The sequence below is a fragment of the Rhizobium leguminosarum genome (genome assembly GCF_004123835.1).
Classification (GTDB): domain Bacteria; phylum Pseudomonadota; class Alphaproteobacteria; order Rhizobiales; family Rhizobiaceae; genus Rhizobium; species Rhizobium leguminosarum_M.
On sequence record NZ_MZMU01000003.1, the window covers coordinates 222,371 to 244,977 of the forward strand.

The window sequence follows — 22,607 nt, forward strand, 5'->3', positions numbered from 1 at the left end:
TGACATCATGCTCCTGCATGTTTCATGCCGGCGAGACACTGCCCGAAGCGGTCACTCCTCGTCAACCACCCGGAGCTTCAGAAGACCGGTGCGGCTTTCCACCGATTTGGCCGCGGCTTCGCTGTCGCGGGCGGGCTTGGCATCGCCGCCGCCTGCCTCGAATTCCAGCGCTTCGATCTTGGCGCCGCGCCTGGTGAGCTTGTCGGCTGACGTGACCACCATGTCGATGTCCTTCTGCGCCATGGCGAAATGGCCCTGCAGCTTGCGCACCCGCTCGTCGAGGCGGCTGAGATCGTCCATCAGGAACGCCACTTCTCCCTGGATCAGATGCGCCTGCGCCCGCATGCGCTGGTCCTTGAGCACGGCCTGGATGACCTGGATCGACAGCATCAGCAGCGACGGCGAGACGATGACGATGCGCGCGCGGTGGGCCTTCTGCACCACCGGCTCGAAGTGCTCGTGGATCTCGGCGAAGATCGATTCGGATGGCACGAAGAGAAAGGCCGTATCCTGGGTTTCCCCCTGGATCAGATATTTCTCGGAAATGTCCCGTATATGGACCTCCATGTCGCGGCGGAACTGCTGGCCGGCTATCTTGCCGGCTTCGGGGCTGCCGGCGTCGCGGATCGCGTTCCAGGCTTCGAGCGGAAATTTCGCGTCGATGACAAGCGGCGGCGCGCCGTTCGGCATACGGATCGTGCAGTCCGGCCGCGACCCGTTGGACAGCGTCTGCTGGAAGGCGTAGGCGCCCATCGGCAGACCGTCGGCGACGATCGTTTCCATCCTGGACTGGCCGAAGGCGCCGCGCGTCTGCTTGTTGGACAGAATGGCCTGCAGCCCGACGACATCCCTCGCGAGCGTCTGGATATTGTTCTGCGCGGCATCGATGACCGCCAGCCGCTCCTGCAGCCGCTGGAGGTTCTCATACGTCGACTTCGTCTGCTCGGTGATCGTCGAGCTGACGCGCTGCGACATACCGTCGAGGCGTTGGCTGATCGTCTGGTTGAGTTCGCTCTGCCGCGCCCCGAAGACCTCGGTCATCGCCGCGATGCGGCCCTGCATCTCCGCCTGGATCTTCAAAAGCTCGGCCATGCGCGCTTCGTTTTCCTGAGCACGAAAGCTCGCTTCCTCCGCCTGCTCGCGGCGAAGGCTGGCGCCGCGCAGCAGAAGCACGATCACCAGCAGGGCGAGGGCGGCGAGAACGCCGCCGACAAGCGCCAGCATGGCCGGGCTGATTGAGGCAAGGGCAAGGGCGAGCGATTCGGCATGAATGGTCATGCCGCAAGCATAACAGAAGAAACGGTGAGATATAGATCAAAACGTGAACGGAATGAGCCGCCCTCAATATCCTTCCAAGCGATCGCTCTTCCTCGCTCGGGGAGAAGAAATCGCCGTCCGATTTAACGATTGCTCAACCATATTGGCCAAAACCTGCGGCGCAGAAATTCCTTCCCGCGTGCGTCGCGCCAAGTACAGAGATCTCCATGACCGCCCAGCAGACCGACAGTGCCCTCAGGCAGCGCCTCGATTTCATCGAACTGGATGAGGCAGCGCGCAAGTCGATGCGGGATCTGCGCCCTGTCATATCAGAGCTGATCGGCGGCGCCCTCGATAAATTCTACGCCAAGATCGCCAAGACCCCGGCTGTCGCAGGCTTCTTCGCCGATAAAAACCATGTCGGCCATGCCAAGAAGCGCCAGCAGGACCATTGGGCCAATCTCGCCGGCGGCGCGTTCGACGAGAGCTATGTCAACGGCGTGACCGCGGTCGGCCGGACGCACGCCCGCATCGGGCTGGAGCCGCGCTGGTATATTGGCGGTTACGCCATCGTCATGTCCGAACTCGTCAAGGGCATCATGGAGAAGCAGTGGCCGTCGATCTTCGCGCGCCGAGAGGGCAAGGCATTGGCCGAGAAACTGTCGGTGGTCATCAAGGCCGGCATGCTCGACATGGATTATTCCATCTCGGTCTATCTCGAGACGCTCGAAGCAAAGCGCCGCGCCTTGGAAGAGCAGCGCGCTGAGGCCGAATCCGATCAGGCGATCGCGCTGGAGCAGCTGCGCCGCGGTCTGGAAGCGCTGTCAAACGGCGATCTCGAAGCCACCCTGCCGTCCGACCTGCCGGGCAATTTCCGGCAGATGGCTGAGGACTACAACCGTGCCGTCAGGGCGCTAAGCCAGTCCTTCGCCTCCGTGCGCGAGACTTCTGGCCATATCATGAGCGGTGCCGACGTCATTTCCAATGCGACCAACGATCTGGCGCTGCGCACTGCCCAGCAGGCGGCAGGCGTCGAGGAGAGTTCGGCCGCCCTGCAGCAGCTGTCCGTCAGCGTCGGCCAGACGGCCGGCAATGCCGAAAAGGCTTCGGACGCCGTGCGCGAGACGCAAGAGAAGGCGAAGAACTCCGGTGAACTCGTCACCAGCGCCGTCTCGGCGATGGCCGGCATCGAGAAATCCTCGACCGGGATCTCCAAGATCATCGGCGTCATCGATGAGATCGCCTTCCAGACCAATCTGCTGGCGCTGAACGCTGGTGTCGAGGCGGCCCGCGCCGGTGATGCCGGCAAAGGTTTTGCCGTCGTCGCCCAGGAAGTCCGCCAGCTCGCCCAGCGCACCGCGGAAGCGGCCAAGGAGATCAAGAACCTGATCTCGCAGAGCTCGACACAGGTCAATCAGGGCGTCGGCATCGTCTCAAGCACCGGTGAGGCGCTGAACGACATGATCAGCCGCATCAACATCATCAACCGTTTCGTCGCCGATATCGCCGCCGCCGCCCGCGATCAGGCGACCGGCGTCAACGAGGTCAGCATCGCCGTCCGCAACATGGGTGCGATCACCCAGCAAAATTCGGACATGGTCGAGCACTCCTCGGCGGAAACCCGCCGCCTTAAGGACGAGGTGGAGACCCTGATCGAGCTGCTGCGGCGCTTCCGCGCCCGGCCGGAAGGCCGTTCAGCCAGTGCGGCCCGCCGGGCGGCCTAAGGCGAATATGGCGAAATTCCAGGCGGGGATGCAAAAAAGCGTATTCCCCGCCTGCCGGATAATTCCATAGTCGGAAAAGATGGGTTATGGGAACGCCATGACCATCAAGCCACTCATCATTCTTCCCGATCCCGTTCTCCGCCAGCTGTCCAAGCCGATCGAGCGGGTGGATTCCGACCTGCAGCGTCTTGCCGACGATATGCTGGAAACCATGTACGACGCGCCGGGCATCGGCCTTGCCGCGATCCAGATCGGCGTGCCGCGCCGCATGCTCGTCATCGACATCTCGCGCGAGGGCGAGGAAAAGCAGCCGCAGGTCTTCATCAACCCGGAGATCGTCAAATCCTCCGACGAGCGCTCCGTCTATGAGGAAGGCTGTCTTTCGATTCCGGATTATTATGCCGAGGTCGAGCGCCCGGCTGTCGTCTCGGTCAAATTTCTCGACCGCGACGGCAAAGAACAGACCGTGGAAGCCGACGGCCTGCTCGCCACCTGCCTGCAACACGAGATCGACCACCTGAACGGCGTGCTGTTCATCGATTACATCTCGCGGCTGAAGCGGGAGATGGTGATCAAGAAATTCACCAAGGCGGCAAAGTCAAAGGCGCTCTGACGCTGCGTTGAAAATTCACCGGCAAGGCACTATGATATCACCGATATCATGATGGAGGTGCCGAATGGGCGACCTGCTTATTCGAGATGTTCCGGATGCAATGAAGCGGCAGCTTCAGGAAAGCGCGCAGCGTAACGGCCGCAGCCTTTCGGAAGAGGCGATCGAAATCATGCGCCGGCAGATTGCCGTGGAGCGCTCAGGAGCTTCCGCCGGGCAGCGCCTGCGCTCTCTGATGAGTGACGAAAGATTGAGCGAAGATGAAGTGGAGGCCATCGCCGCATCTCGCCACGAACGCGACCGCGAACCGCCGCGCTTCGACACATGATCGTCCTCGATACGAATGTGATTTCCGAAATGCAGGGGAGGACCCACAGCGAGCGGATATTGAACTGGCTGGACGGCTACGACGTCGAGACGCTTTTCCTGACGACGATTGCCGTCGCCGAAATGCGTTACGGTCTTGAACTCCTTGATGATGGCAGGCGAAAGACAGCGCTGGTGTCCGACTTCAATCGGATCGAGTCGGAATTTTCAGGCCGGATCCTCGGTTTTTCCCTGAGTGCGGCGCATCGCTACGGCCTGTTGGCTGCGGAGCGCAGAAAGGCGGGACGGCCGATGGAAACGAAGGATGCTATGATTGCCGCCATCTGCCTTGTAAACGGCGCGACGCTTGCGACCCGCAACATTAGAGATTTCGAGGGGCTTGATCTCAAGCTCGTAAACCCGTTTGAAGACGGTTGATCCTCAATTGGCGAGATAAAATGTCTCTTCGCATCATCTTCATGGGAACCCCGGAGTTCTCGGTTCCGACCCTGCGCCTGCTCGTCGATGCCGGCCACAGGATCGTTGCGGTCTATACCCAGCCGCCGCGGCCGGGCGGGCGGCGCGGGCTCGATCTGCAGAAATCGCCGGTGCATCAGGCGGCCGAACTGCTCGGCCTGCCGGTCTTCACCCCGGTCAATTTCAAAGACCCCGAGGAGCGCGAGAGGTTTCGTGGCCTGAATGCCGATGTCGGCGTCGTCGTTGCCTACGGGCTGTTGCTGCCGGAAGCGATTTTGAATGGCACAAGGGATGGCTGCTACAACGGTCATGCCTCGTTGCTGCCGCGCTGGCGGGGTGCTGCACCCATCCAGCGGGCGATCATGGCCGGCGACGCAAAGACCGGCATGATGGTGATGAAGATGGATAAGGGTCTGGATACCGGTGCCGTGGCCCTCACCCGCGAGGTCGAGATCGGCCCGAACATGACGGCCGGCGAACTGCACGACCGGCTGATGCTCGTGGGCGCCAAGGCGATGGCGGAGGCCATGGTGAAACTTGAGATGAACGACCTGCCGCTGACGCCGCAGCCGGAAGACGGCGTGCTCTATGCCGCCAAGATCGACAAGGCCGAGACGCGCATCGATTTCTCCAGGAACGCCAGCGACGTGCACAATCACATCCGCGGCCTGGCGCCGTTTCCGGGTGCCTGGTTCGAGCTCGAAGTCGGCGGCAAGCCGGAGCGGGTGAAGGTGCTGGCGTCCGAGCTGGCTGAAGGGCAGGGTGCTGCCGGGCAATTGCTGACGGACGATCTCGTGGTCGCCTGCGGCGCGGGCGCGGTGCGGCTGACCAGGCTGCAGAAGGCCGGCGGCAAGCCGCTGGCGGCGGCCGATTTCCTCAGGGGCACGCCGCTTGCGGCGGGCACGAGGCTTTCCTGATGCCGCGTTTCCGCATGACCGTCGAATATGACGGCGGCCCTTATGTCGGCTGGCAGCGGCAGGAGAACGGCCCCTCGGTGCAGGGCGCGATCGAGGCCGCCGTGCTGTCGCTGACCGGCGAGACGGTGTCGGTGCGCGGCGCCGGACGCACCGATTCCGGCGTCCACGCCATGGGGCAGGTGATCCATACCGATCTTTCGAAGGAATGGTCGCCCTACCAGCTGCAGAATGCCTTGAACGCGCATCTGAGGCTCGCCGGCGAGCGCGTCTCCATACTCGATGTCGAGGCGGCTCCCGAATTCTTCGATGCCCGCTTTTCGGCGCTGCGGCGCCATTACCTTTATCGCATCGTCAGCCGCCGGGCGCCGCTGGCGCTCGAAGCCGGCAAGGCCTGGTGGGTGCCGAAGGTGCTCGATCACGAGGTCATGCATGCCGCCGCCCAGAGGCTGGTCGGGCGGCACGATTTCTCCACCTTCCGCGCTGCCCATTGCCAGGCAAACAGCCCGGTACGCACGCTCGACCGGCTGGATGTGACGCGCAATGGCGAGCTGATCGAGATCCGCGCCACGGCGCAGAGTTTCCTCCACAACCAGATCCGTTCCTTCGCCGGCACGCTGAAGCTCGCCGGCGAAGGCAAATGGACGCCTGATGATGTCGAGGCGGCGCTCAAGGCACGCGACCGCAAGGCCTGCGGCCCTGTGGCGCCGCCGGACGGGCTCTATTTCATGCAGGTGGATTATCCCGAGGTGATCCCCGATCGCCGAAGGCCGGTCACCGATAACGATGACGGCGCCGATGAAAGTGACGATCCCTCGTAAGTTTACTCAGACGGGATAGATGCCGAGGAAGTGCTGCAGATATTCCGAAAGGATCATCGATGGCACGAGCAGCACCAGTGTCAGCGCCCCGGTCATCAGCGCATGACCGTGGCAGATCATCCGGAGAATGCGCGCCAGCACGAAGACCTGCGCCAGCATGAAGGCGAGCAGCAGCAGCGAGACGAGGCCGACGGATCCGGGCAGGAAGAACACCAGCGCCAGCAGCAGCCCGTTGATATAGGAAAGCGGCACGCCGAGCCAGTTGACGCTGACGACGACGGGGGCGAAACGCTCGCCCATGCGGAAGGCAAGCAGCAGAAACCCGGCAAAGACCAGCGGCACGAACCAGTTGGCGACCTCGACGAGGCCGAGCCTGATATAGAAGGGAAAATCGACATCGGCTTCCGGCGGCATCGCCCGCAGGAAGGCCTGTCGCCACCAGAGCCATGAAATACCCATCGGCGGCAGGCACCAGAGCATCGCCCAGAACGAACGGTTGACGCCGCGCTCGGACATATCGAGGTAGCGGAAGCCGCGCGGATCCAGCCGGATGAGCAGCCAGAGGCCGGCCAGATAATATTGAACCTCCCTAAAGCCCGGCATTGGCGAACCAGCGGGCGATGAAGGTTTCGTAGATCGCCGTCAGCGTCTCCAGATCGGCGACAACGACGCGCTCGTCGATCATGTGCATCGTCTGGCCGACGAGGCCGAACTCGACGACCGGGCAATAATCCTTGATGAAGCGCGCATCCGATGTGCCGCCGGTGGTCGAAAGCCGCGGCGACTGGCCGGAAACGCTTTCGACGGCCGATGACAGCGAGGCGATCAGCGCATTGTTGCGCGTCAGGAAGACATGGCTCGGCCGGTCGGCCCAGACGATATCATAGGCCACCGGTTCGCGCCCCGGCCGCAAGGCACCATCCCGGGCGGCGGCGTCGAGACGGCGCAGGATTTCGGCACGTAGCGTTTCGACCGTCCAGCTGTCGTTGAAGCGGATGTTGAAGCTTGCCGATGCCTTGGCCGGAATGACGTTGGTCGCCGGATTGCCGACATCGACCGTGGTCACTTCGAGGTTCGACGGCTGGAAATCGTCGGTGCCGCCGTCAAACGGCGGGTCCATCAGTGCTTGGGTCAGCTGCAGCATGCCGCGCACCGGATTGTCGGCAAGGTGCGGATAGGCGGCATGGCCCTGGACGCCGTGAACGGTGATCTTGCCCGACAGCGAGCCGCGCCGGCCGATCTTGATCATGTCGCCGAGCCTGTCCGGATTGGTCGGCTCGCCGACAAGGCAGGCATCCCAGTGCTCGCCGCGTTCGGCCGCCCATTGCAGCAGCTTGATCGTGCCGTTGATCGCCGGGCCTTCTTCGTCGCCGGTGATGAGGAAGGAAATCGAGCCGACCGGTGGCCCGTTTTTCTCGATATGGCGGGCGACGGCGGCGACGAAACAGGCGATGCCGCCCTTCATGTCGACGGCGCCGCGGCCGAAAAGCTCGCCCTTCGAAATCTGGGCCTCAAACGGTGGATGCGTCCAGGCGGCTTCGTCACCGACCGGCACGACATCGGTATGGCCGGCAAACATCAGATGCGGGCCGTCCTTGCCGAGGCGGGCATAGAGGTTTTCGATGTCGGGTGTTCCCTCTTCGCTCGCCTTCACCCTGTCGACCGTAAAGCCGAGCGGCGCAAGCATCGCCTCCAGCGCCGTGAGCGCGCCGCCTTCGGCGGGCGTCACGGACGGGCAGCGAATCAGCGTCTGGAGATTGGCGACGGGGTCGGTAGCGGTCATGGCGGTCGAACTATCCGGCGGGAATGGCAAAGACATGGCAAGGCGGGGCCGCCTCGCGTAAAAAGACGCCGTCTGTTTACCGGATCAACGTCCCGGTGTCATCAATCTCTGAGCAGCTCGTTGATGCCGGTCTTCGAACGGGTCTTTTCATCGACGCGCTTGACGATGACGGCGCAGTAGAGATGCGGCGCCGGCTGGCCGTTGCCCATCGTCGCATTACCCGACGGCATCGAGCCGGCGACGACGACGGAATAGGGCGGCACTTCGCCGTAGGTCACCTCGCCGGTGGCGCGGTCGACGATCTTGGTCGACTTGCCGATAAAGACGCCCATGCCGAGCACCGAGCCTTCGCGGATGATGCAGCCTTCGACCACCTCGGAACGGGCGCCGATGAAGCAATTGTCCTCGATGATCGTCGGGCCCGCCTGCATCGGCTCCAACACGCCGCCAATGCCGACGCCGCCGGAGAGATGCACATGCTTGCCGATCTGCGCGCAGGAGCCGACCGTTGCCCAGGTATCGACCATCGTGCCTTCGCCGACATAGGCGCCGAGATTGACGAAGGAGGGCATCAGGATCGCGTTCGGGGCGATGTAAGCCGAGCGGCGCACGACGCAGTTCGGCACGGCGCGGAAGCCGGCGGCGCGGAAGTGGTTCTCGCCCCAGTTCTCGAACTTCGAAGGAACCTTGTCCCACCAGGTCGAGTTGCCCGAGCCGCCCTTCACCACGTCCATGTCGTTGAGGCGGAAGGACAGCAGCACGGCCTTCTTCAGCCACTGATTGACCGACCAGGCGCCGTCGGCGGAGCGTTCGGCGACACGGACCTTGCCGGCATCGAGCAGGTCGAGTGCTGCTTCGACCGCATCGCGAACCTCGCCCTTCGTCGACGTGTTCACATTGTCGCGATTGTCGAAGGCGGCTTCGATGATCTTTTCGAGGGATGCGAGGTCGGTGGCGCTCATGAGAATTCCTTAAACTTCGATCTTTATCGTGGAGACGGGGCGTCTCCGGAATTGCGGTTGGCGGGGTTTACCCTGCTCTACAGCATGAAGCCGTAGAACGGAATGATTTTTCCGACAAGATCATACCTGGATTCAAGGCGTTATAGCGACATATCCGGCTTCGTGGCCGGCAATACTGAAAGGCATTTCGACATGGCGAAGGGACGAAACGGCGGTTCGCGGCGCAAGGACGGCGTATGGGACCCGCTGAAGAGCAGCTCGACCGACAAGCAGCGTGCCGAAGCCGTGCCGAAGACGCCGCAGACGATGTCGCCTGCCTACCGCCTTGCCTATGTCGACGAGGATTTCCTCTGCCGTGAGGAGCTGCGGCCGATCCGCCTGCAGCTGGAACTGATGAAGCCGGAGATGATGCTGACCGAACGCGGCATCAAGTCGACCGTCGTCATGTTCGGCGGCGCCCGCATTCCCGCCCCCGGCCAGAGCGCCTGGGCAGCCCGCAACGACATTCAGCGCGTCAACCTGGAGGCGGCCTCCGTCTATTATGACGAGGCGCGCAAATTCGCCGGGCTCTGCTCGAAATATTCGGCCACCTTCAATTTCCACGAATATGTCATCGTCACCGGCGGCGGCCCCGGCGTGATGGAGGCCGGCAATCGCGGCGCGGCCGACGAGGGCGCCCCTTCGATCGGCCTCAACATCGTGCTGCCGCATGAGCAGGCGCCGAACGCCTATGTGACGCCGGAGCTCAGCTTCAACTTCCACTATTTCGCCATCCGCAAGATGCATTTCATGGTGCGCGCCAAGGCGATCGCCGTCTTTCCCGGCGGCTTCGGCACGCTCGACGAATTCTTCGAATGCCTGACGCTGATCCAGACCGGCCGCATGGAGCGCCTGCCGCTCATCCTTTTCGGGGAGGCGTTCTGGCGGAGCATCATCAATTTCGACGCATTGGCCGAATTCGGCACGATTGCGCCCGACGACGTCAAGCTGATCAGCTTCGTCGAAACGGCCGAAGAGGCATGGAAGATCGTTCAGAATTTCTACGAACGCCGCGAATAGGCGCTTCGGAGGGACAACTGCGAAGCCTCTCCCCGCCCAGGCGGGGAAAGGCAAGGGCAAGTCGTCCGGCTTACAGAAGCGGCCGGTCCGGCATGTCATCGATCGAGATGACGCCGTCCTTGTTGCGGTCCATCCGGGTGAACAGCTTGTCGAAGGCGGCTGTGGCTTCCTGTTTGGAAATCTGGCCGTTCTGGTCGGTGTCGATCCGGTGCATCATGATCGAGGCACGCATGATGTTGCCGCCGTGGCGCATCCAGCGATGCCCGTCACGACCATCGTGACCTTCGCGCGGCGGCCGTCCCTCGTCGTTATTGTCTGCCGTCGCTGCTGCGGCATTCGCATCCTTGTTTTCGCCGGCCTCCTGCTTGCGCTGGTCTCTCATCGCCTGCATCTGGGATTTCCGGTACTCACGGATTTCGCCTGGGGTCAGGGAGCCATCCTTGTTGGTATCGATCGCGGCGAAGATCTTGTCGAGGCCGGCGGTCGCCTCGTCCTTGGAGACCTGTCCATCCTTGTTCGTATCGAATTGCTTGAGCATGCGGACATAGGTGATTTCGCGGAAGGCAGCCGAGCCTGGACCCGGGCGGCCCATGCCGGCATGCTGGCGCGGCCCGTCACCCGGTGCGGCAAAAACTGCCCCGGCGGCTGCGCCGAAGATGAGGGTGGAGGAAAGCGCTGCCAGTATCAGCTTGTTGCGGTACATCGTGTTTGCCTTTCGTAAGGTGTCCCCTCACGAAAGAAGATATGGCCGCGGACCCGGAAGACCCAGTTAAACATCGGTAAGCTGAGTGAAAACTTGGTAATGCTTCAACCGGTAATCTTGCCGAGAAAAGCGGCGAGGTCGTCGGTGACGAAATCGATATGATCCTCCTCGCCGCTGGTCGTTTCCCACCATTCGACCACCGTCTCTTCCAGATTGCGCGGCACCAGCAGCACGGTCTGCATGCCGAGCGCTTTGGGCACCGTCAGGTTGCGCGGCAGATCCTCGAACATGGCCGCCTTGTTGGTTTCGACGCGCTTCAGCGCCGCGAACTTGTCGTAGGTCGCCTGCGCCGGCTTCGGCACGTAATCGGCGGCGACGATATCGAAGATGTCGTCGAAATGTTCGAGAATGCCGAGCGCCTCCGCCGTCATTTCGGCATGCTTGACGCTGCCATTGGTGAAGATGAACTTGCGCCCCGGCAGCGCCTTGATCGCCTCGCCGAGTTCCGGCTGCGGCGTTAGCGCCGTGTAGTCGATCGCATGCGCCTTTTCGAGGAAGTCGTTCGGGTCTATGCCGTGGTGGATCATCAGGCCCTGCAGCGTCGTGCCATGGTCGAGGTAATATTGCTTCTGCAGCTTGCGCGCCTCTTCCCGCTCCATCTGCAGGAGTGCCGCAACATAGGCGGTCATGTTCTTGTCGATCTGCGCGAAGAGATTGACATGATGCGGATAGAGCGTGTTGTCGAGGTCGAAGACCCAGTCTGTGACGTGCTCGAAATCGGTTTTATCAGGCGTGCGGTCGATCTTGGTCATGGCGGTCTTATGGCACGGCTGCTGCGGGAAACAAACGGCTTTTGGCTCCCAGGTTCGCCTGACAGCAGCTTCCGCAAAAATGCCGCCAGATTTTCACAACTTTAAGAGGATTTTGGCTGAATATTGCCATTGATTGCTGGTGACTTTCTGCCTGCGTCAGACAGGGGGACCCGCAAGGGGGTAAAGTCGCATGAAGATCGTTCTGGTCAATCCGCCGCACACGGCGATCGGCAGTCGCATTCCCGATGATCACCTTCCACCGCTCGGCCTTCTTTCGGTCGGCGGCCCGCTGATCGACGACGGTCATATCGTCAGTCTCATCGATGCCGAGTTCGGACCGATGACGATAGCGGAGATTGTCAGCCGTGTGGCGGCCAGCGGCCCAGATCTGGTGCTGATCGGTCATTCCGGCTCGACCTCGGCCCATCCCACCGCCCGTGCGATCGCAGAGGCGATCAAGCACAGCGATCCTGCTATCCGCATTGTCTATGGTGGTGTCTTCCCGACCTATCACTGGCGGGAGGTGCTGGCCGAGACCGAGGCATTCGATATTCTTGTGCGCGGTGAAGGCGAGGAAACGATGCGGCGCCTTGCCGATTGCCTGGCGACGGGCCGCCCGCTCGCAACCGTTCCCGGCATCGCCTTTCGCGATGGCGATGGCGAAATCCTGGCAACACAGCCGGCGCAGGCGATCGCCGATCTCGATACCTATCGCGTCGGCTGGGAGCTGATCGATCATCGCCACTACAGTTACTGGGGCGGCAAACGGGCTGTCGTCATGCAGTTTTCGCGCGGCTGTCCGCATCTTTGCAATTACTGCGGCCAGCGCGGCTTCTGGACCCGCTGGCGTCACCGCTCGCCGGACCTGTTCGCCCTCGAGATCGCCAGGCTTTATCGCGAAGAGGGCGTGGAGCTGATCAATCTGGCCGACGAGAATCCGACCTCCTCGCGCAAGGCGTGGCTCGCTTTTCTCGAAGCGATGATCGCCGAGAATGTGCCGGTGCAGATCGTCGGATCGACACGGGCCGATGATATCGTCCGCGATGCCGATATCCTGCATCTCTACCGCAAGGCGGGTGTCGTGCGCTGGTTGATCGGCATGGAAAACACCGACGAGGCGACCTTGACGCTGATCAAGAAGGGTGGAGCAAAGACAACCGACAGGGAGGCGATCCGCCTTCTGCGCCAACACGATATCCTCTCCATGGCGACCTGGGTCGTCGGTTTCGAGGATGAGAAGCTGAGCCATCTCTGGCGCGGCTTCCGGCAATTGCTCTCCTATGATCCCGACCAGATCCAGGCACTCTATGTGACGCCACATCGCTGGACGCCCTTCTTCCGTATCGCCCGCGATCGACAGGTCATCGAAACCGACATCCGTAAATGGGACTACAAGCATCAGGTACTGAAGATGCGGCATCTCAACCCGATCGTGCTGGTCGCCTGCGTCAAGCTCATCGAGGTGGCGGTCCAGGCGCGGCCGAAGGCGCTGCTGCGCATCCTCTTCCATCGCGATCGCGAGCAACGCCATTCTATGCGCTGGTATACGCAAATGGGTCGTCGCGTCTGGTTTCACGAGATCCTCGAATTCCTCTTCCGCCGCCGCCATCTCAAGGATGGCCCGACGCTGGAGAATTTCTGGGGCGCCCCGCAGGATGCAGAGGAGGAATCCATGTTGCGCCCGCAACGGCATCTGAAAAGCGTCGACGCGGCGGAATAAAATAGACGCCCGATTTTCGGCGGACGGCGCAGGCACGGAATGCTAGAAAGCGGTCATGCTTTTCGAACGCCCCGATGACGATACGCTCTACGATGCCCTGATCGCGCGCAGTGCCGATTATGAGGGCCAGGCCTATGTCTGCGTGAAGACGACAGGCATCTTCTGCCGTCTGACCTGCCCGGCACGCAAGCCGAAGCGGGAAAATACGCTCTTTTTCGATACGATCGCCGCCTGCATGCATTCCGGCTTCCGCCCGTGCCAGCGCTGCAGGCCGCTGGAGCAGCCGGGCAGGGAGCCGATCGTCGACGAGCTGCTTGCCGCGTTGGACCGCGAGCCGCAACTGCGCTGGACCGAGGATGAGCTTGTGCGCCGCGGCCACGATCCTTCGACCGTGCGCCGCGCCTTCAAACGCGGGCTCGGCATGACCTTCCACGATATCGTCCGCTATCGCCGGCTGGGCGAAGCGGCCCGGCAGCTGGCCGATGGCGCGCGCGTCATCGATGCGCAGCTCGATGCGGGATATGACTCCCCAAGCGGTTTCCGGGCGGCTTTCCAGCGGCTGGTCGGCAAGGCGCCGGCGCTGTCGCAGAACCGCGAACTGCTCTTTGCCGACTGGTTCGACACGCCGCTCGGGCCGATGATAGCCGTTGCCGACCAGACGCATCTCCACCTTCTCGAATTCCACGACCGTAAGGCGCTGCCGACCGAGCTCGAGGCGCTGCAGAAGCGCACCCGCTCGTCGGTCGCAATCGGCCGCACGCCGGCGATCGATCAGATTGAGGCGGAGATCCGGGATTATTTCGAAGGGCGGCTCACCATCTTCAAGACGTCATTGGCGCTCGGCGGCACACCCTTCGAAAAACATGTCTGGGCAAAGCTCATGGAGATTCCTGCCGGCCAGACGCGCGCCTATGGCGATCTTGCAAGGGAGATGGAAAGGCCGGAAGTCGTGCGGGCGGTCGGCCGCGCCAATGGCGCCAACCAGCTTGCCATCATCGTGCCCTGCCATCGCATCCTCGGCGCGGATGGTTCGTTGACCGGCTATGGCGGCGGGCTCTGGCGCAAGCAATGGCTGCTGCGGCATGAAGAGAAGATCAGCGCACAAGCACCCAACATGGAGGAGACGGCATGAACCAGAGTGAGAAGGCCGAGCTGTTCGGCACGCTGCACCGCAAGGGCAATCCTGTCATTCTTTACAATATCTGGGATGCCGGCACGGCCAAGGCGGTTGCCGACGCCGGCGCCAAGGCACTTGCGACGGGAAGCTGGTCGGTCGCCGCTGCGCATGGTTATGCCGACGGCGAGAAGTTGCCGATGTCGGTGCTGGTCGAAACGGCGAAGTCCATCACCGCTGTCATCGACCTGCCGCTTTCGGTCGATTTCGAAGGCGCCTATTCTGCCGAGCCGGAGGGCGCGGCCGCCAACGTCGCAAAGCTGGTGGAGGTCGGCGCCGTCGGCATCAATTTCGAGGATCAGGTGGTCGGCGGTGGCGGGCTTTATCCGGCCGAAAGGCAGGCGGCCCGCATCCGCGCCATTCGCGAGATGGCGGAAGGCAAGGGCATCCCCTTCTTCATCAACGCCCGCACGGATCTCTTCCTGGCCGAGAGCGATCTTTCCAAACATGCCGGTCTGGTGGACGAGGCAATCGAGCGGGGCAAGGCCTATGCGGCTTCTGGCGGCAGCGGCTTCTTCGTGCCTGGTTTGATCGATCCCGCCTTGATCGAGAAGATCTGCGCGGCATCGCCGCTGCCGGTCAACATCATGATGCGGACGGGCGCTCCGGACGTGAAGGCGCTGGCAAAGCTCGGCGTCGGCCGTGTCAGCTATGGTCCGGGGCCTTACCGATCGATGATGGAAAAGTTGAAACAGGAGGCGGCGGCGATTTATAACCCGCTTTGACGCCGAATGCCCGAAGGCCGCAGATCTGGTGGGAAGCTGCGGCCCGGAATGAAATCCCGTTCCGCTCAGGAACGGAAGCGCAGATTCCGCCGGCTGAGCTGGCTGACCGAGGTGCAGCCCATCAGCTTCATGCCGCGCTCGATCTCGGTGCGCATCGTCTCCAGCGCCCGTTCGACGCCGGGCTGTCCGGCAGCGGCAAGCGGGAAGAGATAGTAGCGCCCGAGCCCGACGGCCTTCGCCCCGAGCGACAGCGCTTTAAGAACATGCGTTCCCCGCTGCACGCCGCCATCCATCATCACGTCGATCCGGTCGCCCACGGCGTCGACGATCTCGGCCAGCTGGTCGAATGCGCTGCGCGAGCCGTCAAGCTGGCGTCCGCCATGATTGGAAAGCACGATGCCGCTGCAGCCGATCTCGGCCGCACGCTTGGCGTCTTCGACCGACATGATGCCCTTCAGGCAGAATGGCCCGCCCCATTCGCGCACCATCTCCGCCACGTCGTCCCACGACATCGAGGGGTCCAGCATCTCGGTGAAGTATCGGCTGATCGACAGCGTGCCGCCATCCATCTTGACGTGGTTTTCGAGCTGCGGCAGCCGGAAACGCTCGTGCGTCAGCCAGTCGATCGCCCAGGAAGGCTTGATCGCGAACTGGGTCATGCCGGCTAGATTGAGCTTGAAGGGAATGGCAAAGCCCGTGCGCTTGTCGCGCTCGCGGTTGCCGCCGGTGATGCTGTCGACCGTCAGCATCATCGCCTGTACGCCGGCATTTTTCGCTCGCGCCATCATCTCGCGGTTGAGGCCGCGGTCCTTGTGGAAATAGAACTGATAGACCTGCGGCCCGTTGCTGATCTGCCTGGCTTCCTCCAGGCTGATCGTGCCGAGCGAGGAGACGCCGAACATCGTGCCATGTTTTGCCGCCGCCGCCGCGACCGCCCGCTCTCCCTGGTGGTGAAAAAGGCGCTGCAACGCCGTCGGGGAGCAATAGACCGGCATTGCGAGCTTCTGCCCCATGACGGTCACCGACATGTCGACCTCGGCCACACCGCGCAAAACGTCGGGCACCAGATCGCAAGCCTCGAAGGCCGCCGTATTGCGCCGGTACGTCACCTCGTCATCGGCACCGCCGTCTATATAGTCGAATATCGGCCCGGGAAGACGCCGCTTGGCCATGCGCCGGAAATCGTGAAAATTATAGCAGTCTGTCAGGCGCATTTCTTTCCTCGATACCCTGTTCCCGTGTCAGGAAGATCCGCCCTTCGTGGTGAAGGGCGCAGCCTCGGTCAGGGAACGATCAGCGTTCCGACGCCGTGCTCGGTGAAGATCTCGAGCAGGACGGAATGGGCGGTCTTGCCGTTTAGGATGACGACACCCTGCACGCCGGCCTTGATCGCATCCATGCAGGTCTCGACCTTCGGGATCATGCCGCCGGAAATCGTGCCATCGGCGATCAGCGCATGTGCTTCGGCGACCGAAAGCTCCTTGATGAGCTGGCCGTTCTTGTCGAGCACGCCGGGCACATCGGTGAGGAAGAGCAGTCGGGTGGCGTTCAGCGCACCGGCAATGGCGCCGGCGAAGGTATCGGCATTGATATTGTAGGTTGCGCCGTCACGGCCAGGCGCCACGGGGGCGATGACGGGGATCATCTCGGAGCGGGCGAGCAGATCGAGCAGCGTGCGGTCGACCTCGACCACTTCGCCGACGAAGCCGAGATCGAGCACGCGCTCGATGTTCGAATCCGGATCCTTGATGGTCTTGCGCGCCTTTTCGGCGAAGACCATGTTGCCGTCCTTGCCGCAAAGGCCGATCGCCCATTCGCCGGTCTGGTTGATGAGCGCGACGATTTCCTTGTTGATCGAGCCGGCGAGCACCATCTCGACGATCTCGACCGTCTTCTGGTCGGTGACGCGAAGCCCGCCCTCGAATTTCGATTCGATGCCCATCTTGCTCAGCATGGCGCCGATCTGCGGGCCGCCGCCGTGAACGACGATCGGGTTGACGCCCGATTGCTTCAAGAGCGCGATATCGCTGGCAAAGGCCTTGCCGAGCTCGGGATTGCCCATGGCGTGGCCGCCATATTTCACGACAATCGTCTTGTTCTCGTAACGCTGCATGAAGGGCAGCGCCTTGGCCAGAAGCCGGGCCTGCAGTTCGCTTTCGGTTTCGTTCATGGGAACCCCGCAGAATTGTTCGCGGCCTTTTATCGCAAGTTTCTGGCAGAGGGAATAATCCAGAGGGCAATAGTTTTTCGTATCTGTCGCGGAGCCGGACACCGTTACCGTCTGGCGCACGCAAGCTTGAGATGAGGAACGGCATGCAAGGCGATGAGATCGCAGACTTGATCGGCCGTGTCGCACTCGGCGATCGCACGGCTTTCGTGGCCCTTTACAACCAGACCGGACCGAAACTTTTCTCGATCTGCCTGCGTATCTTGAAGGATCGCACGGAAGCCGAAGAAGCGCTGCAGGAAGTCTATATCAGCATCTGGCAACGCGCTCGCAGCTTCTCCGTCGCCTCGGGTTCGTCCTCGGCATGGCTGGCATCGATCGCCCGCAACCGGTCGATCGATGCGCTGCGGGCGCGCAAGCCCGTCGCCGACGAATTGGACACGGTCTATGATCTTGCCGATGCCGGGCCCGACCCGGAAATGCAGACGGTGACGAAGGATGAAGGAAGGCGGATTGACACCTGCATGGAAGAGTTGGAAGCTGATCGTGCGGTCGCGGTGAAACGGGCTTATGTCGAAGGGCTGAGCTATCAGGAACTGGCCGATCAGTTTGGTGTCCCGCTGAACACGATGCGGACCTGGCTCAGACGCAGCCTCTTGAAACTGAGAGAGTGCATGGAACGATGACATCGCCCGACAAAAGCAAGGGAGACCGCTCCCGCGACGAGGTTCTCGCCGGCGAATATGTGCTTGGCGTCCTGTCGTTGCAGGATCGTCGGGTGGTGGAAGAGCGCATGCGCCACGACCGCCCCTTCGCTGCGATCGTCAGCCGCTGGGAAACCAACCTCTCCTCCTTCAACGACGAGTATGAAGGCGTTGCTCCGAACCGGGAAACCTTCAAGCAGATCGAGGCGCGGCTGTTCGGCGATGGCCAAAAGTCCCCATCCTTTTCGCAGGGGCTCTGGAATTCCGCCGTTTTCTGGCGCTCGCTGAGCTTCGCCTGCATCGTCGTCGCCGTCAGCGCCGTCATCTTCGCCTCCGGCGTGGTGCCGGAGCCGCAGGGACCGGCACCGCTGGTGGCCTCGCTTTCGGGCCAGAACAACACCATCAATCTTCTCGCCTCCTATGAGCTGCAGAGCGGCCGCCTGAAGATCGTGCCGGTCGCCGCCGGCAAGCCGGAGGAGAAGTCGCTGGAACTTTGGCTGGTACCGGGCAGCGGCATGACGAGATCGCTCGGCGTCTTCCAGCCGGGCGAAAGCGGTGAACTTGTCATTCCCGCCGAACTGCGCAGCAGGTTAGCCGATGGCGCAACACTTGCCGTCAGCCTCGAACCCTTCGGCGGCTCGCCGACCGGGCAGGCGACCGGTCCGGTGATCGCAAGCGGTCCCCTGCGCCGGCCATAAATCAATTTTCTTCTGCCTGAAACTCTTCCGCTCGGACCTCCGTAGTTCGAAATGTCCGGACGACGCTCAGGCATAAAGCCGGCGGATGGTGTCCGGTGAGGAGAAAATCATGATCAAGTCCGTATTGCGCGGCTTCGCGCTCGCCACTGCCCTATCCGCCGTCGCCTTTGCCGCCGCCAAGAACCCGACGGTCGGCGGTGCGGCGATGTTCGATAGCAAGAACATCATCGAGAACGCCGTGAATTCCAAGGATCACACGACGCTGGTCGCCGCCGTCAAGGCCGCCGGCCTGGTCGGCACGCTCGAGGGCAAGGGCCCCTTCACCGTCTTTGCGCCGACCAACGAAGCTTTTGCCGCGCTGCCGAAGGGCACCGTCGATACGCTGCTGAAGCCGGAAAACAAGGCGACGCTGACCAAGGTTCTGACCTGCCACGTCGTTGCCGCCGATGCGATGGCCAAGACCGTTGCCAAGATGATCAAGGATGACGGCGGCGAGCACGACATCAAGACGGTCGGCGGCTGCGTGCTGAAAGCTAAGGAAAACATGGGCAAGATCACGCTGACCGATGAAAACGGTGGCGTCTCCCATGTGACGATTGCCGACGTCAAGCAGTCGAACGGCGTCATCCACGTCGTCGACAAGGTGCTGCTGCCGAAGATGTAGGCCTGCTCGTATCGACAGACGGATTGGGGCGCTCTTGGGGGCGCCCCAAACACAAATTGATGAGGTGGCTAGCGCATAACCCCGAAAATCGGAATCGATTTTCGGAAAGGATTACGCGCAGATTCAAAGTGATAGAGCGTCCTTAGCGCGTCTGAAAAGACGCGCGGCGCTCTATTGGGCCGCTTCGGCTCTCGGGAAGACGAGGGAGACACTCATGCCGGTGTCAGGGGACGAGCTGACTTCAACCTCGGCGCGGGCATTCTGTTTCAGCGACTGTACGATCATCGCGCTCAGTTTTCCCGGTTGCGGCCAGGTCACATCCTGGGGAAGACCGACCCCGTTGTCAGCAACGGTGATCCTGCATCCGGTATCGCTGACGACACAGCGGAGGGTGATCTCGCCGCCGTCACCCCCCACGAAGGCATGCTTCAGCGTATTGGTGAGGAGTTCGTTGATGACGAGGCCGGCCGGCATGGCGACATCGACCGAAACCGGCCAGGTATCGACCTTCATGTCCAGCCGGATCCCTTCCACGGCGTGGGCCGCCATCACCGAGGCGGCAATCTGGCTGACATAGGTGCCAAGATCGACTGTGGCGCCTTTCTCTTCGTCCGACAGCGAGCGATAGAGCAGGGCCAAGGCTTCAATCCGCCCGGCAAGCCGGGCGAACCTCTCGCTTTCCTCATTCTGTTGAGCATTGCGCGCCTCCATTCGGATGAGCGCCGTGATCATCTGAAGATTGTTCTTCACGCGATGCTGAAGTTCCCGCAGAAGGACATCTTTCTCCGTCAGCAGTTCGCTGAAGCTCTCAGCGGCCGTCGCCTCATTGCGGGCAGCAAAGGCCACCAATCGGAAAAGCGGTGTGTCATCATCGTCGACGATCGTATTCGACCAGACATCGATAATGACGGTGCTCTCGGGTTCGGCCACCAGCGAGAAGGCACCAATATACTCTTCCGCAGAGGTCACAGCGGCGGTCAGCGGCACCTCTCCGGAGACGGCGGTAGACTTCAATTCAATGTCCGGCCAGGGTTTTCCCTGGACTTGGGTTGCCTCAAGCGCCGTCAGCCGTTCGAATTCGAGATTGACATAAATCAGCGGCTCGTCGCCACCGAGTTCGGAGACAGCCACCGCGAATGGCACATGGTCGAGAAAGTGTCGAAACCGGTCATCATCAAGGGCTTCGGCAAGATGGGGCAAGTTGCCGACGCCTTCCGGCGAAATCGGCTGGTCTTTGCTATCGGTCATCAAATATTACTCGTGGACGCGGCTGTTCCCGCACAGCAGGAGAACTAGGGTTGCTTTAAAAACTGCAGGGACGCAAGCGCAATCAACGCTGGTCAGTCCATGCAACCCGCTTCTTAACTCGGCGATTATTGGTGATTTAAGCCCGGTCATAGGTAAATGACGTCAGCAGGGTCGTGACGAAATTGCTCGCCCTTTCCTTGACCAGGACTTCCGTCCATTCGTCAGTCCCCCGCAGCCGCAAATCCGTGTAAATGCTGTCGACGGCTGCTTCTTCGATACGCTTGATATGGGTCTTGAACGAAGCCTCGCCGCCGCCGTGATACATGTCTCTGATCACCATGCGCAGAATTTCCTGAATGGCGATCTGCCAGGCCGTATTGATCGACTGAAGTTCCTGCGGAGTCTCTGCCATTGATGCTTCCTTGGTGCGAGTGAATGCCAGCACGCCTTCGGCCATGCTGCAGGCGCGCGATCTGCAAGCCCGTCATTTCAGACGCGTTTTAAATCTTGAGCCTTGGCGACCGGGTTGTGATCTCAGCGACCCCTGGCGCGTTTTGCAATGAGGGCAGAGGTTGCCGATGAACGGTCACTATGTTCCCGCGCAAGCCGAGCCTCCCGAAGCCGCAACGTCTTTGCCTGTTGCGATTGGGCGTCGGATTCGAGCTCTTCGGCCGCCTGGTTCTTCGCGAAGAACTGGGTGTGGACGTTGCCGAAGGCAATCTCCGCCCGCTGGCGAGATTTGCTGTATGTCTCAGTCATATTGGCTCCGATACGGCAGGGCTCGACGCGCGAGCGAAAACAAAAAAAGGCCAGGCAAATCGCCTGGCCTGGATTGATAGCGTGCTTCCGGCAGTGCCAGTACATCCGTGGTCAAAGGGAAGCAGATACCGATTTAAGCGTTCTGGAGATTGCAAGCGGACATCTTGCCCGACTTGTTGTCACGCTCGAGGTCGAAGCCGATCTTCTGGCCTTCGACGAGGTCGCGCATTCCGGCGCGCTCGACGGCCGAGATGTGAACGAAGGCGTCATCGCCGCCATTATCAGGCTGAATGAAGCCGAAGCCTTTGGTGGAATTGAACCATTTAACTGTGCCAGTGGTCATGATGAACCCTTTCATAGCAATATTGGAGAACCGCAACGCCAAGGCGATGCGGATGGTGATAGCGATTTTTGAAAGGAAGTTCGTTCAGGGCGCGGTGCCAATCGCGCGATAACCAAGCCAGCAAGCAAAATTCGATGCTCGCTATCTAGCTCATCAAGCTTGCGGCGTCAACCGTTAGTTTTCCGTTAGAGCTGTGTTCAACTTTTGGATGTCTCGGCGACCTTTACACCAAACATGGTTTCGCGTTCGGGGTGCTCAGGCCTTCCTACTTCCAGCGGGCGATACCGAGGGTTTCGGCGATCGCTTGGCGCAGTTCGTCCAATCCATCGCCCTTTTCGGATGAGGTGGACAGCACGCCGGGATAGGCAGCCGGGCGCTTGCGAATCTTTTCCGCCGTTTCGGCAATGAGCTTCGGCACGCCAGCCGCCTTGATCTTGTCGGTCTTGGTCAGCACGATCTGGTAGGAGACGGCGGCCTTGTCGAGCAGATCAAGCACGTCGTCGTCGTTCTTCTTGATGCCGTGGCGGCTGTCGATCAGCACATAGACGCGCTTCAGCGTCGCGCGGCCGCGCAGATAATCGAAGACGAGCTTGGTCCACTTGTCGACCTGCTCCTTCGGTGCCTGCGCATAACCATAGCCCGGCATGTCGACGATCGCCGTCGGCGGCAGGTCGCCGCCTTCGCCGGAATAGCCGTCCGGAACGAAATAGTTGAGTTCCTGCGTACGCCCCGGCGTGTTCGAGGTACGTGCTAGGCCCTTCTGGCCGACCAGCGCATTGATCAGCGACGACTTTCCGACATTCGAGCGACCGGCGAAGGCCACTTCCAGCGGCCCTTCCGGCGGCAGAAAATTCAGGGACGGCACGCCGCGGATGAAGATCCATGGGTGGCCGAAGAGCGGCTTTTCGGTTTCGGGCATGCGGGCTCGGCAATCTCTGGGTTGGGTTTTATCGGGCTTCGTGGTTTTACGGGCGGAT

At 61.8% G+C, this 22,607-nt stretch carries 26 protein-coding genes; 13 read left to right on the top strand and 13 right to left on the bottom strand.

Features of this window, described 5'->3' with window-relative positions:
• Positions 1–51: 51 nt before the first annotated feature.
• Positions 52–1,278, bottom strand: coding sequence for a DNA recombination protein RmuC (locus B5P46_RS04790; protein WP_129417716.1), 1,227 nt, complete (start codon positions 1,276–1,278; stop codon positions 52–54).
• A 206-nt stretch (positions 1,279–1,484) separates the two neighbouring features.
• On the opposite strand from B5P46_RS04790, the gene B5P46_RS04795 reads away from it, so the two are divergent.
• From B5P46_RS04795 to truA, 6 genes are all read left to right on the top strand, one after another.
• Positions 1,485–2,981: a globin-coupled sensor protein gene (locus tag B5P46_RS04795; RefSeq protein WP_129417717.1), complete on the top strand. Its 1,497-nt coding sequence runs from the start codon at positions 1,485–1,487 to the stop codon at positions 2,979–2,981.
• 97 nt (positions 2,982–3,078) lie between these two features.
• Complete coding sequence (gene def, locus B5P46_RS04800) at positions 3,079–3,594, top strand: peptide deformylase (RefSeq protein ID WP_129417718.1); 516 nt, start codon at positions 3,079–3,081, stop codon at positions 3,592–3,594.
• A 64-nt stretch (positions 3,595–3,658) separates the two neighbouring features.
• Positions 3,659–3,919, top strand: coding sequence for a FitA-like ribbon-helix-helix domain-containing protein (locus B5P46_RS04805; RefSeq protein ID WP_129417719.1), 261 nt, complete (start codon positions 3,659–3,661; stop codon positions 3,917–3,919).
• Positions 3,916–4,335, top strand: a complete 420-nt coding sequence (locus B5P46_RS04810) for a type II toxin-antitoxin system VapC family toxin (RefSeq protein WP_129417720.1) — start codon at positions 3,916–3,918, stop codon at positions 4,333–4,335. The genes B5P46_RS04805 and B5P46_RS04810 overlap by 4 nt, the downstream gene beginning before the upstream one ends.
• 20 nt (positions 4,336–4,355) lie before the next feature.
• Positions 4,356–5,291 carry a methionyl-tRNA formyltransferase gene (gene fmt, locus B5P46_RS04815; RefSeq protein WP_129417721.1) on the top strand — a complete coding sequence of 312 codons (936 nt, stop codon included), beginning with the start codon at positions 4,356–4,358 and terminating at the stop codon, positions 5,289–5,291.
• The gene (gene truA / locus B5P46_RS04820) at positions 5,291–6,109 is read left to right on the top strand and encodes a tRNA pseudouridine(38-40) synthase TruA (RefSeq protein WP_129417722.1); all 819 of its coding nucleotides are present in this window, start codon (positions 5,291–5,293) and stop codon (positions 6,107–6,109) included. Before fmt ends, truA begins: the two co-directional genes overlap by 1 nt.
• Positions 6,110–6,115: 6 nt before the next feature.
• Here the strand turns inward: truA and B5P46_RS04825 are convergent, their stop codons facing one another.
• The 3 genes from B5P46_RS04825 to dapD all read right to left on the bottom strand — a co-directional run bounded on the left by B5P46_RS04825 (position 6,116) and on the right by dapD (position 8,854).
• Positions 6,116–6,712, bottom strand: a complete 597-nt coding sequence (locus B5P46_RS04825; protein ID WP_029873882.1) for a hypothetical protein — start codon at positions 6,710–6,712, stop codon at positions 6,116–6,118.
• Positions 6,699–7,892 carry a succinyl-diaminopimelate desuccinylase gene (dapE, locus tag B5P46_RS04830; protein WP_129417723.1) on the bottom strand — a complete coding sequence of 398 codons (1,194 nt, stop codon included), beginning with the start codon at positions 7,890–7,892 and terminating at the stop codon, positions 6,699–6,701. Before dapE ends, B5P46_RS04825 begins: the two co-directional genes overlap by 14 nt.
• Before the next feature lie 101 nt (positions 7,893–7,993).
• The gene (gene dapD, locus B5P46_RS04835) at positions 7,994–8,854 is read right to left on the bottom strand and encodes a 2,3,4,5-tetrahydropyridine-2,6-dicarboxylate N-succinyltransferase (protein ID WP_029873880.1); all 861 of its coding nucleotides are present in this window, start codon (positions 8,852–8,854) and stop codon (positions 7,994–7,996) included.
• 192 nt (positions 8,855–9,046) lie between these two features.
• On the opposite strand from dapD, the gene B5P46_RS04840 reads away from it, so the two are divergent.
• On the top strand, positions 9,047–9,913 hold the full coding sequence (locus B5P46_RS04840; RefSeq protein WP_129417724.1) for an LOG family protein: 867 nt from the start codon (positions 9,047–9,049) through the stop codon (positions 9,911–9,913).
• A gap of 70 nt (positions 9,914–9,983) precedes the next feature.
• Here the strand turns inward: B5P46_RS04840 and B5P46_RS04845 are convergent, their stop codons facing one another.
• Together B5P46_RS04845 and B5P46_RS04850 are read right to left on the bottom strand one after the other, a co-directional pair.
• The gene (locus B5P46_RS04845) at positions 9,984–10,616 is read right to left on the bottom strand and encodes a calcium-binding protein (protein WP_129417725.1); all 633 of its coding nucleotides are present in this window, start codon (positions 10,614–10,616) and stop codon (positions 9,984–9,986) included.
• A 104-nt stretch (positions 10,617–10,720) separates the two neighbouring features.
• The gene (locus tag B5P46_RS04850) at positions 10,721–11,428 is read right to left on the bottom strand and encodes a pyrimidine 5'-nucleotidase (RefSeq protein ID WP_129417726.1); all 708 of its coding nucleotides are present in this window, start codon (positions 11,426–11,428) and stop codon (positions 10,721–10,723) included.
• Between the two features lie 190 nt (positions 11,429–11,618).
• Between B5P46_RS04850 and bchE the strand changes: the two genes are divergently transcribed.
• Genes bchE through B5P46_RS04865 form a run of 3 tightly spaced genes read left to right on the top strand, consistent with a single transcriptional unit; the run spans position 11,619 to position 15,047 of the window.
• Complete coding sequence (gene bchE / locus B5P46_RS04855; protein ID WP_129417727.1) at positions 11,619–13,148, top strand: magnesium-protoporphyrin IX monomethyl ester anaerobic oxidative cyclase; 1,530 nt, start codon at positions 11,619–11,621, stop codon at positions 13,146–13,148.
• A 55-nt stretch (positions 13,149–13,203) separates the two neighbouring features.
• Positions 13,204–14,280 (top strand): bifunctional transcriptional activator/DNA repair enzyme AdaA, encoded by a 1,077-nt coding sequence (locus B5P46_RS04860; protein ID WP_129417728.1) that lies wholly within the window; start codon positions 13,204–13,206, stop codon positions 14,278–14,280.
• Complete coding sequence (locus B5P46_RS04865; protein ID WP_129417729.1) at positions 14,277–15,047, top strand: isocitrate lyase/PEP mutase family protein; 771 nt, start codon at positions 14,277–14,279, stop codon at positions 15,045–15,047. The genes B5P46_RS04860 and B5P46_RS04865 overlap by 4 nt, the downstream gene beginning before the upstream one ends.
• Positions 15,048–15,112: 65 nt before the next feature.
• Here the strand turns inward: B5P46_RS04865 and B5P46_RS04870 are convergent, their stop codons facing one another.
• Both B5P46_RS04870 and argB read right to left on the bottom strand, forming a co-directional pair.
• Positions 15,113–16,261 (bottom strand): alpha-hydroxy acid oxidase, encoded by a 1,149-nt coding sequence (locus B5P46_RS04870; protein WP_129417730.1) that lies wholly within the window; start codon positions 16,259–16,261, stop codon positions 15,113–15,115.
• 68 nt (positions 16,262–16,329) lie between these two features.
• Positions 16,330–17,217: an acetylglutamate kinase gene (gene argB, locus B5P46_RS04875; protein WP_129417731.1), complete on the bottom strand. Its 888-nt coding sequence runs from the start codon at positions 17,215–17,217 to the stop codon at positions 16,330–16,332.
• A 143-nt stretch (positions 17,218–17,360) separates the two neighbouring features.
• Here argB and B5P46_RS04880 point away from each other — a divergent pair, with 143 nt between their 5' ends.
• From B5P46_RS04880 to B5P46_RS04890, 3 genes are all read left to right on the top strand, one after another.
• The gene (locus B5P46_RS04880) at positions 17,361–17,900 is read left to right on the top strand and encodes a sigma-70 family RNA polymerase sigma factor (protein ID WP_129417732.1); all 540 of its coding nucleotides are present in this window, start codon (positions 17,361–17,363) and stop codon (positions 17,898–17,900) included.
• Positions 17,897–18,616 (top strand): anti-sigma factor, encoded by a 720-nt coding sequence (locus B5P46_RS04885; RefSeq protein WP_129417733.1) that lies wholly within the window; start codon positions 17,897–17,899, stop codon positions 18,614–18,616. The genes B5P46_RS04880 and B5P46_RS04885 overlap by 4 nt, the downstream gene beginning before the upstream one ends.
• Positions 18,617–18,725: 109 nt before the next feature.
• A complete protein-coding gene (locus B5P46_RS04890) occupies positions 18,726–19,280 on the top strand; it encodes a fasciclin domain-containing protein (RefSeq protein WP_129417734.1) in 555 nt (184 codons plus the stop codon).
• Positions 19,281–19,451: 171 nt separating this feature from the next.
• On the opposite strand, the gene B5P46_RS04895 is transcribed toward B5P46_RS04890, so the two are convergent.
• The 5 genes from B5P46_RS04895 to yihA all read right to left on the bottom strand — a co-directional run bounded on the left by B5P46_RS04895 (position 19,452) and on the right by yihA (position 22,549).
• Entirely contained in the window at positions 19,452–20,528 is a 1,077-nt protein-coding gene (locus B5P46_RS04895; RefSeq protein WP_129417735.1) for a sensor histidine kinase, read from the bottom strand.
• Between the two features lie 136 nt (positions 20,529–20,664).
• Positions 20,665–20,940 (bottom strand): hypothetical protein, encoded by a 276-nt coding sequence (locus B5P46_RS04900; protein ID WP_003556110.1) that lies wholly within the window; start codon positions 20,938–20,940, stop codon positions 20,665–20,667.
• A 122-nt stretch (positions 20,941–21,062) separates the two neighbouring features.
• Entirely contained in the window at positions 21,063–21,287 is a 225-nt protein-coding gene (locus B5P46_RS04905; RefSeq protein ID WP_129417736.1) for a hypothetical protein, read from the bottom strand.
• A 133-nt stretch (positions 21,288–21,420) separates the two neighbouring features.
• A complete protein-coding gene (locus B5P46_RS04910; RefSeq protein ID WP_164986453.1) occupies positions 21,421–21,630 on the bottom strand; it encodes a cold-shock protein in 210 nt (69 codons plus the stop codon).
• A gap of 265 nt (positions 21,631–21,895) precedes the next feature.
• Positions 21,896–22,549: a ribosome biogenesis GTP-binding protein YihA/YsxC gene (gene yihA / locus B5P46_RS04915; RefSeq protein WP_129417738.1), complete on the bottom strand. Its 654-nt coding sequence runs from the start codon at positions 22,547–22,549 to the stop codon at positions 21,896–21,898.
• Positions 22,550–22,607: the final 58 nt, after the last annotated feature.